The sequence below is a fragment of the Streptomyces lienomycini genome (assembly GCF_027947595.1).
Classification (GTDB): Bacteria; Actinomycetota; Actinomycetes; order Streptomycetales; family Streptomycetaceae; genus Streptomyces; species Streptomyces lienomycini.
This window is the reverse complement of the sequence record NZ_CP116257.1, coordinates 3,921,342-3,933,864: the sequence shown is the minus strand read 5'-3', so window position 1 is coordinate 3,933,864 and position 12,523 is coordinate 3,921,342. Positions and strand designations below refer to the sequence as shown.

The following is a 12,523-nucleotide window of genomic DNA, read 5'->3' as shown; positions in this document are numbered from 1 at the left end:
CAGCCGTCCGGGGGCGCCGCCGCCCGCGGAAGAGCGGCACAGGGCCGCCCCCGCCCACTGACCGGTCCGCGTCACCTCGCCGGTCCGCGCTCCTGCGCCGCAGGGCGGGGCGGCTCAGACGGCGCGCGTGTCGGCGTAGGCGGGCAGCTGCCAGCCACCGCCGCGGTCCTTCCTGGAGAACCGCGCGACCAGGTCGGGCAGGTGGAAGAAGCAGGCCAGCGCGGTGGCATTCTGGAAGGCGCTGATGGCGTGCCCATGCTTGGGCATGCCCAGGCGCAGGATGCGGGGATCGACCTCGTCCTGGATCTCGTCGACGAAGGGCCGCAGGACTCGTTGGTAGTCGGCCAGCGCGGTCGGCAGGTCGTCCGGGTGCCGGTTGATCTCCCCGGCCAGGACGTAGGCGCCGACCAGACCGCCGGAGATTCCCATGCCGCTGTAGGGGGAAGCGCAGTGCGCGGCGTCCCCCGCCAGGACCACCCGGCCCTTGTACCAGCGGTCGGTGCGCACCTGGACGATCTCCTGGGAGTAGAAGAACGGGCTGTCCTGCATGCCCTCGATGAACCGGCCGGTCTGCCATCCGGCGTCCCGGAACCGGTCGGCCCAGAACTTCTGCTGTTGCTCGACGGGAGCGCGGTGGATCGCGGACGCTTTTGCCGACTCCTCGCGCAGCACGAAGTAGACCTGGGTCTCGGTCGCGTTGTGGCTGCGCCGCATGATCTGCCGACCGCCCGGGACCATGTAGGTGTCACGGATGTTGCTGTCCGAGGCGATACGCGGCACGAACCAGTAGGCCATGTGGATGCCCACGCGCCAGTACGGATCCGCGCCTTCCGGCAGCAGGGCCCGGCGGACGCGTGAACCTTGCCCGTCGGCGCCGACCAGCAGGTCGTACTCGTCACTGGTCCCGTCCGAGAAGTGCGCGGTGACCCGGTCTGCGTCCTGGACGAAACCGTCGACGCTCCTGCCGAAGACGTACTCGGTGTCGTTCCTGGTCGCCTCGTACAGGATGCGGACCAGGTCGCCGCGCATGATTGCGTACTCAGAAGTCAGGGACTGGCGGCCTCTGCCGGAGGTGTTCGCCATGATCGTCGCCTTCGGCTTGCCGCGCGAGTCGATGAAGGCCACACCCGCCTCGTCCACCAGCCGGCCCCGCACCGTTTCCAGCAGTCCCATGCGCGCGACCGCCTCGATGCCCTGGCCGCGAAGGTCGACCTGCGCACCTGCGGCACGCGGCGCCGGGAAGCGTTCGACGACCGTCACCCGGTGACCGTCACGGGTGAGCCAGAAGGCCAGCGCATGCCCGGTGATGCCGCCGCCGGCGACGAGGATGCGCAGCGAACGCCTCGTGATCCCGTTCGTCATGGCCGACCCACCCCAAGAATCTATCGGTGATTGATTCTTCCAACGGTCTTCTATCAGCGATAGATTGTCAACGTGACCAAGATGAACCGTGAGACCGTCGTCACAGAGGCGCTGAATCTCCTGGACGACGTCGGCCTGGAAACGGTCAGCACCCGACGGCTCGCCAAGCGCCTCGGTGTCGAACAACCGTCGCTCTATTACCACTTCCGGACCAAGAGCGACCTGCTCGCGGCCATGGCACAGGCGGCCATGGCCCCGCACGCCAACGCCCCGCTCCCCTCCCCCGAGGACAACTGGCGTGCGTGGTTCCTGGAGAACTCCCGCAGCTTCCGCCGCACACTCCTGATGCGACGCGACGGCGCCCGACTGCACGCCGGCAGCACTCCCACTGGCGACCTCGGCCGGATCCGCCACAAGATGGCCTTCCTGGCCTCCTCCGGCGTACCCGAGCTGCAGGCGCAGATGGCGATGCTGGCCGCAGGCCGGTACACGGTCGGCTGCGTCCTGGAAGAACAGGCAGACGCAGAGCAGCAGACGGGCGACACCCTCCCGGACGACGTCCCCGCACTCGACCACGAGGTGGCCTTCGAGGCGGGCCTCGCGCTCATCCTCGGCGGCCTCGAACAGCACACCACGGCCTCCGGCCCGGCCTCCGCTCCACCGTCGCCGATGTGACCGGCTGCGGGTGGGACGGATCAGAAGAACGCCCCTCGACGACGCTCGGTTCGTCGCTCGCCAGACGTCTCAGGCAGCCTCGCGGCGCCGCCGATACGGGAAGTCCCAGCACGGCAGCCGCTCGCCGAGCCAGAGCGTATCTCTATGGCGGGCTGGTCAGTTGATCGGACGTGTCCATTCGGTTAGTGATCGCTGATGGGTTGTGGGCCGGATCGAGCCGCTGATGCCGACCGATCCGGTCCGCGGCCGGCGGTGGGCAGACAGCCTCCGCGCCCTTGAGGCCCTTGCATGAAAGTGCCGCACGACTCTTGGTCTCCGGTGTTCGGATCGGCCTCGACGAACCGTAACGTCATGGCACTCTCCCCTGCGACGTGGTTACGCATAGTTGCGCGCACTGACCATCACGCAGCCCGGAAGCCGGTCACGAGGACGTGGGGTGGGGCCGACCCGCGGGCCGCGGAGCAAGTCAGCCCTCGCAGGTCAGTTCTTGTCGGTGGTGAGCGGCCGGGCGTCCAGCGCCGTACGCAGGCACCGCGCGAGGCTGGAACTTCTGGGCCAGGCCGAGGTCCTTCACCCGGTCCAAGGGCAGTTGTCTGTGCTGGTCGGGTCACATCGACCCGAAGGCGTCCGGCCCCGCACGCAGCCCAACCCGGTTCGTGTCCCGGCCGACGCCTGTCAGGTAGTCCGTGTCGACGGGCAACTCGCCGTTCGACTGCCGGACCGCCCGTCCAGCCGGATGGCCGGGCTCGGGATGCGGAGGAGGAAAGCCGGTCAGCGTCCCCGCGGCGCAGGACCGCCGCGCTCTGCTCGGGACTCGTTCGTGGCACGCGGTTCGCACGGAAGGGTGGTTTGACGTTGTGGCCGCTCCCTGTCCCGCCTGGCCGGGGTGTTCTGGATCGGACGGCGGGTGCCGTGGATGACGGATGGAGCATGAGATGCGCAGGCAGGTACAGCCATCGGTCGCTTTGCCCTGTGGCGATAGCAGCATCCGGAGAGCCAGAAGACCTGCGAGGAGTCTGTGCGGAGCGTTTGTGCGCGGTACCGAGAGGGTGGCATGAGTACTCCGGGAGGGACGAGTGAGCTCCTGGCCTCCGGGCTCGCGAGCGGCTTGCGTCCGGAAGACGGCCCGGTCGGGGGGCCGGCCACGGTGTGCAACCCAGGCTGGGTCGGTGCCGAGCGTCAGGTGCGGTCCTGGGCGGTGCGGCACGGTCTGGTCGCCGGTGAGGAGCAGAAGCGGCGGCTGGCGCGGACGGGCCACGGGCGTATGGCCGGATGGCTGGTTCCGCGAGCGGGAGAGGCGGAGCTGGGGCTGATCGCGCAGTGGGGTGCGTTCATCGCGCTGGTGGATGACGGCTTCGACCGCCAGGGTCAGTCACCGGCGCAGACGCGTGCAGCGCTGGACGAGTTCCTCGAGGTGCTGGACGGTCCGGACGGAACCCGGCATCCGGCGTCGGCGGCACCTCTGGTGCGGGCGCTCGCCGAGCTGTGGGAGCACACGCGCATCGTGGCCCGGCCTGGCTGGCGGCGGCACTTCCTCGCGCTGTATCGGGACTTCGCCGAGGCCACGTGCACGGAGATCCGGCAGCGCGCCTGCGGCGAACGCCTCGGGCTTGACGAGTATCTGACCTTGCGGCGCCGTACCGTCACCGTGCTGCCGCTGCTCGCCGTGGTGGAACGGGCCCTGCCCGTAGCGGGCGAGCTCGACGAGCTGAGGGACGCATGCGCCGACATCGTCGGCTGGACCAACGACCTGCGGTCCGCGGCGCGCGAGGAGGACGAGGGCGCGGAGAACCTGGTCGGTGTGCTCGCCCGCCATCACGGGTGCAACCGCTTGCAGGCGGCGGCCCACGCCCGCGGCATGCTGGCCGAGCGCATGGACGACTTCGACCGGGCAGCGCACGGCGAGCGGGCTGCGCTCATCCGTCGCGTGCTCGGCGGCTGTCTGGCCTGGCAGCGGGAAACGCACCGCAACACGTGCGGGGAAGCTGTCACGTCCGGCGGTCATGAACGGGGGCTGCCCGCGCTCGTGCAGCATCTGGCCGTCGCCGTGGACGCGGCCGGGCATGTGGAGGACCGGTGCGGCAGCCGGGTGCTGGAGTCCGCGTTGCTGCTGTCCCTGCTGCGGGCCCGGGGCCGCGAAGTAGGCGAGCGGGACCGGTTGGCTCGCTTCCTTGAGCGGCGTCGGCCTGTCGCGAGCAGGCTGGACGCTTTGCTGATCGACGCCTGCCTGGACCCGGCGGGCATGGCCGAACGTGCGCCGTCTGTGGCCGCCGGCCTGCCGATGGCGGTGAGCAGCGGTACGGCCGGGCGTGGTCGGCTGAAGTCTGTGATGCTGAGTACGGTGCTGCATCTGCTGTGCGGCTCGGCGCTGGGCGACAGCGATACGGTTGCCCCGGTCGGGCCGGGAGGCGTCACCACGTTCACCGACGTGCACCTGCTGTCGGCGCGGATCATCCACGCGCACGCCCGCGGCCGCCCGCACGCGATGACCGACGCCGAGCGGGAGCGCCTGGTGTCGCTGCTGTCGCTGGGGCGCCACAGGGTGCTGTGGGAAGCCAGCGCCACCACCTTCCTGCTCGGCCTGCACGCGGTGCGGACCTTCCGGCCCGCCTCCCCCGTTCTCGACGACGGCCTGCTGCGGCTGTGCCTCGCGGTCAACGCCGACGACGGTGTGCCGTTCCTGGACAGCCAGGACGTGTGGCTGACCGCCGTGGCGGGCCTGGCGTTCCAGGACGAGACCCAGCTGGCGCGGTTCGTTCCGCGGATGGCCGATCTCGTGGCATCCTGGCAGGCCGCCGACGGCGGCTGGCCGTTCGCCACCGGCATGCAGCAGACCGATGTGGACACCACCACCCGCTGCATGGAGTTCCTGCACGCCACCGACCCCGACCGCCACCACGAGACGCTCGAGAGGGCAACCCGGTACCTGACCCAAATCGCAGGTCCCGAAGGGGGCTTCCCCACCTGGGTGTGCGGCGACACGCCGGACCTGGACATGACCGCCGGCGCGATCCTCGCCCTGGCCCCACGGGCCGCCCAGCACGAGCGTCTCCTCACGGGCGCGCTGGAGTTCGTGCTGAACGCCCAGCAGACGGACGGGACGTTCGAACGCAGCTGGACGGTCAGCGAGTCCAGCGCCATCCTGCGCGCCCTGGACGCCCTGCACGCCGTCCCCACAGCAGATGCCGGCCTGACGACCCGGATCGCCGAGGCGACCGTGCGGTCCGTGGCACGTCTCACCGCGACACAGAACGCCGACGGCGGCTGGGGGCAACTGCCCGACGAGCTGAGCGACGTGCTCTCCACCGCCCAGGCCGTCCCCGTACTCGCGCGACACGGCGACCCGCTCACCGTGAGCCGGGCGGTGGCCTACCTGCTGGCCCAGCAGGACCCGGACGGCGGGTTCACCTCGCCGCCCGACCAGGTCGGCCCCCGGCCACTGCCGTTCGACTATCCCGTCCTCGCCGACCTCCACACCCTGTCCGCCCTGCGCGCCGCCCGCCTGCCCGCCGTCCCGGCCCCCGTCCCATCCGGGCGAGTCCGGTCCCGGACGCCCGGCCCTCACTGGTCAGCGCTTCAGACGCATCTGCGCGGTGTACTTCTGACACCGGAACAGGCCGCCTACGAACAAGCCCGACTTCTGGTCAACCAGCGCTTCGACCACATCCGTCCGCAGGCGATCGCCTACCCGGCCGACGCCCACGACGTCGTCGAAATGCTGCGGTTCGCCCGCACCACCGGTGTCTCCCTTGCGCTGCGCTCCGGAGGACACAGCTACGCCGGCTACTCCACCGGACCCGGACTTGTCATCGACACCAGCTCCCTGAGCAGCGCCACGGTCCGCGACGGCCGGGCACGCTTCGGCGCCGGCGTCAAAGGCGGGCAGGCCCACCAGACGCTGGCAACGGCCGGAGCCGGCCTGCCGCTGGGCCGCTGCCCCACCATCGGCCTGGCCGGCCTCACCCTCGGCGGCGGACTGTCCGCCTTCACCCGAGCCTGGGGACTGGCCTGCGACCACCTGCAAGAAGCCGAGATCGTCACCGCTGACGGCCGCATCCGCCGCGTCCACGCCGACTCGCCCTGGCCCGACGACGGCCTGTTCTGGGCTCTGTGCGGGGGCGGCGGAGGCAACTACGGCGTCGTCACCGCTCTTCAGTTCGCCACCGAGGACATCCGTGACCTCGCCTTCACACGGTTCCTGGCCAGCTGGCCCACCAGCGCAACCTCGGCAGTCCTGAGGGGCTGGACGCTGTGGAACGCGGACCCGGCCACACCACGGACGATCACCTGCGCCTTCGAGCAGCTCAGCGACTCCGGCATGCCCGCGCAGCCCACCGTGACCGGAACCTTCATCGGAACACCAGACGACCTCGATCCGCTCCTGGACCGGCTGACCGCCACGGTAGGCCGGCCCGAGACCGGCCGGGTGACCGTTCCCTGCGACTACCCGCGGGCCGCCTGTGAAGCGGACCGCTGGGGCGCCGGCACCTTCGGACCGCGCGTCGCCTTCGCCGCCAAATCCCACATCGTGCGCCAGCACCTGAGCCCGGCAGCGGCCACCGACATGGCCTCGGCTCTCGAGCAGCTGCACGCCTTCACCGGCGTGGGCGGCGCCAGCGGCCTGCTCATCGACGCCCTCGGCGGCGCCGTCAACGACCGGCCCCCCGAAGCCACCGTGTTCCCACACCGCAACGCCGTCGGCGTCGTCCAGTACCACTCCTACTGGCACCAGCTCACCGACCGTGCCCATGTCGATCGCAGAACCGGCTGGCTACGCGACGTCCACACCGCCATGCAGCCCCACCTCGGAGCCGGCGGCTACACCAACGGCATGGACCCCGAACTCACCGACTGGCCCACCGCATACCACGGCCGCAACTATCCGAAAATGCAGCACGTCAAGGCCATCAGCGATCCGGAAGGGCTGTTCACGTTCCCTCAAGCCGTCACCGGACCATGACCACGGATCGGCCGCGCGGCAAGCCGACAGTCCGCGGCCTACGGGCAGTCTCTGCAACACAGCCACAGGTCGGCGCATCGATGCTCCAGACCAGCGGTCGGTCGGCGACGCCGACAAGCCATCGATCACCGGCGGCAATCCGTTCTCTCACTTCTCTCACGTACTCACGTCTCCCGATCCGCAGCACGGGAGCGCGGCGAATTCGTGCGTCGCGTCCCGCAGCGCTCGCAGGGCACTGCGGGACGGCCCCCGCCGCACGGCGGATTCGCTCCCAGGCTCGTGACCGGCGAAGCTGGTCGGACAACGTGGCCATCGTGGTGGTCGGGGCGTCCTTCGTAGCCACGGCACCGTAGCTGGCCAGGGCGGGCCCGTTCCTGGTGCGCGGGATCGTGCCGTAGCCCTCGGCCGGTGGCAGGTGAACCGGCATCGTGCAGCGGGTGGTGCGTTCCACGAGCGTACCGATCGCCGACCGGTTCAGCCCGATGACCAGGTCACCTTCCCAGCGGCCGGGCACCGCACGGTCGGCTGCTCCAGCGGGCCGCTGGCTGATCGTCACCTCCGTGGTGTCGCGGCCACCCGGCTTGTTGCGCGCGCTCACCGACGTGGATCCTCCCCCAGTTGGACGTTCCGGAGGTCTACTCCTCCCACGTGCGCGACGTCTCTGCTGCCGTTCCGGTCGTCGGACCGGGTCTGTTCGCACGGCGAGGCTCCCCCGCGGGGAACTTCCCGCTGCTCATACCAGCGGATCGTGGTTGACCCAGATCACCTTGTATGGGTGGCGGGACTGCCAGCGCTTGATGAGGTCAACGGCCCCCGGCATCGTGAAGGTGGCGTTCAGGGCGTCGAGGTCGGCCAAGCGCAACTGCACGACAGCGGAGGCGACGGCAACCGGAGCATGGTCGTCCCCCGGGACACGGATGTGAGGCTGGGCCGCGACCGACTCGACCAGGCCGGAGCCCATCACGAGATCCTCGAACTCGGTCAGGTACTGCTTCAAGTCACTGTCAGGAATCGGATTTTCGAACGATACGATCGTCGTGTGGTGAATCATGCATTCAGTGAACAGGTATTTTCTGGGCGCGTCCAAGATCTACTGGATCTCGTTCGATGCCTGGGAGGAATGGATTGCGCGATAGGCTCAGAGCATGGCCGATCTGGAGACCCGCGAGCTGGAGTACTTCGTCGCCGTGGCCGAGGAACTGCACTTCGGTCACGCGGCAGCCCGCCTGGCGATAGCGCAGCCAGCCCTTTCCAAGGCAGTGCGGCGCCTGGAGAACCGACTCGAGGTCAAGCTGCTGGAGCGCTCGAGCAGGAGCGTCCGCCTCACTCCAGCGGGCGAAGCACTTCTGGAGCACGGTCGACATGCGCTCAATGCCATCGGCGCGGCCGCCGAGAAGACCCGACGGGCACCCGACCGGCAATCCCATCTGCGTCTGGTGATCAAACCCGGTGGTGACGCGAACCTGTTGTCCGCCATCCTGGCCGCCTATGCCGGCCGGCCCGAAGCCCGCCAGGTGGACATCGTCTTCGGCGGAGCAACCGACCGGGCCGACTACGTCCGGGACGGCCGCGCCGACCTGGGACTGCTTTACGTTCCGTTTGACGACATGACCGGCCTGGACCACGAAACCCTCCAGGTCGAAGGACGGGTGGCAATCCTCCCGCCGGATCACCGGCTTGCCTCTCAGACAGCGGTCACCCTCGCCGATCTCACCCGTGAAGCTCTGCCCCGTTGGAAAGGCGTGCGTTGGACCGGAGTACCCGAAACGGAAGGGGGGCCCGAGGTCGCGGATCTGGCCGAAGCCCTGCAAATGATCAGGCTGGGACGCACGATCGCGGTACTTCCCAACTCACTGGCGCAGCCCTTGCAACCCGACCTCGTCTACCGGCCGGTGACGGACGCCCCCCACAACGAACTCGTGCTTGCGTGGTCGCAGGACGACCGCCGCCGCCTGGTTGCGTCCTTCGTTACCGCCGCCGTGGACGCGGCGCGTGCCGCAGGAACGACATGAGAACCGCGCCCCAGGTCGCCGCCCGAATCTCCTCGCTGGAGGCCCTGTCCCGGCCCGCCGGGCCGGGACCAGCGGTGATCGCACGACGGCTGGCTGCGGCACGGAGCGGACGGTATTGCTCCCTGCTCAACTGACAGGCCACCGTACAACTGTCCGAAGTGGAAGGGCAGTTCCACCCCAGAGGGTGCACGGTGACCTTGCCCCAGCATGATCTACTTCGCCTGCTTGAGTCAGTACGTTCGGTCGATGGTCTTGGACTCGTCCGCGAGGTCGCCGAGCGGCTGCTGCAGGAACTGATCGAAGCCGAGGCCACCACAAAGATCGGCGTCGCGTAGGGGGGAGGACACACAGACGCCCGCACCACCTGGCGCAACGGGCGCTGGGAGAAGACGGTGACCACGCAGGCCTGCGCTTGTGGCTGCGGGTGCTTGCCTCTCCGCAGGACGCGGTGTTGATCACGCGGAAGGAGAGAACTGTTCGCGCACTTATCCGGGACCGAGGGTGGTGTGTGGCTGGCCCGCCGCGACAACGGTCGGCACGGTCTCGTTGCCGTCGTTGGCTGCTCTCACCGCTGCGGCTCCTGCCGTGTCGCGCCAGATGTTGACCCAGTGCGACTGGCGGGCGCTGCGGCCCAGCCGGATGCGCAGTCGTATGCAGCACTTGCAGCCCGGCCGCCAGAAGACGACCGGTCGGCTGTCAGCACCGTGGTCGACGTCGTCCGGGTACCGTGCGAGGAGCGCTCCCACATAGCCCGTGATGCGCGACACCAACGCTGCGACGGCCGCGTCCGACTCCGGGTAGTGCTCGTAGAAGTGTTCGTAGACCGCGCCCGTTCTCGCGCACCAACTCGTAAGCGGCGAGAGCGCGGCAGGTCTCAGAACGCGTGATTCAATGCCCGCATGGAGGCGAACGGTACACGGTTGGGACCCTTGGAACTGGTCAGTGGGCGTTGGGCAGTCGGGGATGCCGCACGCCCGGACACCCATTGGGTGGAGTTGCGCCCAGACGGGCTCCACCAGCGCGAGCCGGGCTCCGAGGGGCAGTTGATCCCGTGGTCAAGGATCATGACCGGCATCTGGCTCACTTGGGGCAAGCACTCCCGGAACACGAACACCAGGGGCATGTACACGGTCAAGGGAATGGTTGCTGAGCGCGACGGAGGCTGGATGCACATGACGCTTCGCCACCCGTACGAGGACCACCAGTTGCGCTTCGACCAGCACGCGCGCCCCTACCGGGCGGTGGATGCCCTCCGGCTGGAGAGTCTGCTGCGGCAGCTCATCGACGAGGGGCAGCTACACCTCCTCGGCGACCCAGAGTGGGTGGGCCGCGCTGTGGCCCACCTGACCGGCGGGAAGAACAGCTGGCTCACGCAGCGTGGGCTGCGGCGGGTGGCGACCGAGGCCATAGCAACAGCCGGCCCAGGCAGCGTCTGACGGCCCGCCGTCGCCAACGGCCTGACCTCCCAAAGGGGGAGCATCAGGGCCGCCGGCGGCCATCTGCCGGTGTCGGCGGCCCTGCGGGTCCCGGCCGGGGGGTGGTGGCCTACGGGCGCTGCTTCACCCGGTCGACGATCCCCCAGTCCACTACGTGCGACAGCTGGATGTACTTCTTTCCGGAAGTCGAGGTCCGCTCGTCGCGGAATCCCAGGAACTCGTAGGACACCGGGTCGAAGATCAGGTACTTGTTTTCGTAGGACCCACGCCCGGTATGGGCGATCCCCACCCCGGTCCGCCCGGCGGAGTCCTTCACTCCCGGGATGGTCTTGACGCCGGGCACACGGGCCAGCGCCTCGTACGCTGCGGGGCGCAGCCCCTGGGGCAGCAGCGGGTTCTTCAGGAGCTCACCGAGCAGCCAGTAGGCCTCGTACCGCTCGAGCTTGTCGAGATCGCTGATCGACCTGCCGTCGGGACTGGAACCGAGGGAGATGATGGCCATGACGAGCTGTTCCGGGTCCTGGGGCAGCGTCTTCAGCTCGGTCCACTGCCGGGGCGGCCACACCCCGCCGCCCTTCTCCGCGGGCTGCTCCCACATCTCGCGGCCCAGTTCCATGGCCAAGGAGGGCTTGGAGACGTCCACCGAGTCCCACATCTCGTCGGTGTAGGTCTTGACCTTGCCGGTCTTCTGCTCCGTCTCCTTGATGATCCGCTTCGAGTAGATGAACTGGTCACCGCGCGGCGCCACCGGCTGCTTCTCCTGCTCGCGTTCCCACGCCGCCGCACCGTTCAGCACCGTCGCGGCGGCGTTCTCCACCCGCAGGGTGCTCGCGCCCGGCGTGCCGTCCTCGCCGGAGCCGTTCGTGCCGAACAGGACCGCAGTCCCCGTGACGGCCGTGGCGACCACTGCGGCCGCAGCGAGACGCAGTGCATCGCGGCGACCCGGGTCGGCGGTGACGCGCTGGTCCGCGTGGGCCATCGCGTTGAGCAGCTGGTGCCGGGCCCGGTCCCGGGCCGGACCGGTGAGGGGGGCCGCGTCCGCGTCCCACTTCCTCAGGAGTTCGAGTTCGTCATTCATGGTCGGATACCTCTCGCAGTGCCGTCGGATCGGATCCGCCCAACGCTTCGCGCAGTTTGCTGCGAGCCCGGTGGAGCCGTGATCTGACCGTGCCCACCGGGATACCGAGGGCCTGGGCAGCCTCCCCGTAGCCGAGATCCCCCCAGGCCACCAGCAGCAGCACGTCCCGGTGCCGAGCGGGCAGCGCGGCCAGCGCAGCAGCCAGTTCGCGGCGTACGGCCCTCGCCACCACCCGGTCCGCAGCCCGGTCGGCCAACGGCTCGTCGTGATCGGCGAGGGCCGGTACCCGGGCCATGGCCCTGAACCGGCGGGCCTCAGCCCGCCGGTGCCGGCCGACCAAGTTCGTCGCTATGCCAAGCAGCCAGGGCCGGGCATCGGCGCCGGCGCTGCGGGCCGGGTCGTAGCGATGCCGCTGCTGGAACGCGGTGGTGAAGGTCTCCGCCACGAGGTCATCGGCGACCTCACCGCCGAGGCGGCGGGCCACATAGCGGTGCACGGCGTCGGCGTGCCGGTCGAAGAGTACGGCGAACGCCTCGGGGTCATCCCGGGACCGCGCGATCACTGAGGCGTCGCTCTCCGCATCGGCACGCGCGGCGCCGATGCCGACGCCTGGTCCGACGGTCATCGGGGCTCCTCTCGTCCAACGGACGATGCTCGAATACTCGGGCTTTCACCAGTCCTTCGCCCTTCGCGCCGAAGCGGTTCCCTCAGCGCCCCGGGGCGACACCATCGCCTGCGGTCACATCCACATGCCGATCGTCCTCCTCGCCCACGGCCGGCTGGTGTGCAACCGCTGGCAGCATCGGCAATGCCCCACGGACGGACCGGAACGCACTGGGATCTGCTGGGTCTGGGCATCGAACTCCGCACCACGCACTTCGACATCGAGGCCGCAGCTACCCGACTCGCGCCTCACCGACGGAAAACGGACTCGGCGCAGGTAGGCGGCGCGTTTGCGGAGCGGCCAGCGAGTGAAGGGCTGGCCGAGCTCGGCGGGGCG

Annotated in this window: 9 protein-coding genes and 3 pseudogenes; 6 read left to right on the top strand and 6 right to left on the bottom strand. The window is 69.7% G+C overall.

The features are described 5' to 3' along the window. Positions 1 to 114 precede the first annotated feature (114 nt). Positions 115 to 1,362: an FAD-dependent monooxygenase gene (locus BJ961_RS17720; RefSeq protein WP_271413805.1), complete on the bottom strand. Its 1,248-nt coding sequence runs from the start codon at positions 1,360 to 1,362 to the stop codon at positions 115 to 117. 81 nt (positions 1,363 to 1,443) lie between these two features. On the opposite strand from BJ961_RS17720, the gene BJ961_RS17715 reads away from it, so the two are divergent. The 3 genes and pseudogenes from BJ961_RS17715 (at position 1,444) to BJ961_RS17705 (ending at position 6,997) form a co-directional block, all read left to right on the top strand. Next, the gene (locus tag BJ961_RS17715) at positions 1,444 to 2,037 is read left to right on the top strand and encodes a TetR/AcrR family transcriptional regulator C-terminal domain-containing protein (protein ID WP_271417074.1); all 594 of its coding nucleotides are present in this window, start codon (positions 1,444 to 1,446) and stop codon (positions 2,035 to 2,037) included. Between the two features lie 170 nt (positions 2,038 to 2,207). Further along, positions 2,208 to 2,326 (top strand): annotated as a pseudogene (locus BJ961_RS17710) (IS5/IS1182 family transposase); the annotation flags it as partial. Positions 2,327 to 3,184: 858 nt separating this feature from the next. Then, entirely contained in the window at positions 3,185 to 6,997 is a 3,813-nt protein-coding gene (locus BJ961_RS17705; protein WP_271413804.1) for a terpene synthase family protein, read from the top strand. Positions 6,998 to 7,262: 265 nt separating this feature from the next. Here the strand turns inward: BJ961_RS17705 and BJ961_RS36290 are convergent. Together BJ961_RS36290 and BJ961_RS17695 are read right to left on the bottom strand one after the other, a co-directional pair. Beyond that, positions 7,263 to 7,556 (bottom strand): annotated as a pseudogene (locus BJ961_RS36290) (IS30 family transposase); the annotation flags it as partial. A 174-nt stretch (positions 7,557 to 7,730) separates the two neighbouring features. Further along, entirely contained in the window at positions 7,731 to 8,048 is a 318-nt protein-coding gene (locus BJ961_RS17695) for a hypothetical protein (protein WP_271413803.1), read from the bottom strand. Between the two features lie 94 nt (positions 8,049 to 8,142). Between BJ961_RS17695 and BJ961_RS17690 the strand changes: the two genes are divergently transcribed. Both BJ961_RS17690 and BJ961_RS17685 read left to right on the top strand, forming a co-directional pair. Next, a complete protein-coding gene (locus BJ961_RS17690; RefSeq protein ID WP_271413802.1) occupies positions 8,143 to 9,009 on the top strand; it encodes a LysR family transcriptional regulator in 867 nt (288 codons plus the stop codon). A 191-nt stretch (positions 9,010 to 9,200) separates the two neighbouring features. Then, positions 9,201 to 9,416, top strand: a pseudogene (locus BJ961_RS17685) (transposase); the annotation flags it as partial. 78 nt (positions 9,417 to 9,494) lie between these two features. Here the strand turns inward: BJ961_RS17685 and BJ961_RS36140 are convergent. Then, entirely contained in the window at positions 9,495 to 9,887 is a 393-nt protein-coding gene (locus BJ961_RS36140; RefSeq protein WP_381161093.1) for a thioredoxin domain-containing protein, read from the bottom strand. A gap of 21 nt (positions 9,888 to 9,908) precedes the next feature. On the opposite strand from BJ961_RS36140, the gene BJ961_RS17675 reads away from it, so the two are divergent. Further along, positions 9,909 to 10,445 carry a hypothetical protein gene (locus BJ961_RS17675; RefSeq protein WP_271413800.1) on the top strand — a complete coding sequence of 179 codons (537 nt, stop codon included), beginning with the start codon at positions 9,909 to 9,911 and terminating at the stop codon, positions 10,443 to 10,445. A gap of 109 nt (positions 10,446 to 10,554) precedes the next feature. Here BJ961_RS17675 and BJ961_RS17670 read toward each other — a convergent pair whose 3' ends face one another. Further along, positions 10,555 to 11,523, bottom strand: coding sequence for a CU044_5270 family protein (locus BJ961_RS17670; protein ID WP_271413799.1), 969 nt, complete (start codon positions 11,521 to 11,523; stop codon positions 10,555 to 10,557). Further along, positions 11,516 to 12,148, bottom strand: a complete 633-nt coding sequence (locus BJ961_RS17665; protein WP_271413798.1) for an RNA polymerase sigma factor — start codon at positions 12,146 to 12,148, stop codon at positions 11,516 to 11,518. The genes BJ961_RS17670 and BJ961_RS17665 overlap by 8 nt, the downstream gene beginning before the upstream one ends. Between the last annotated feature and the right edge of the window lie 375 nt (positions 12,149 to 12,523).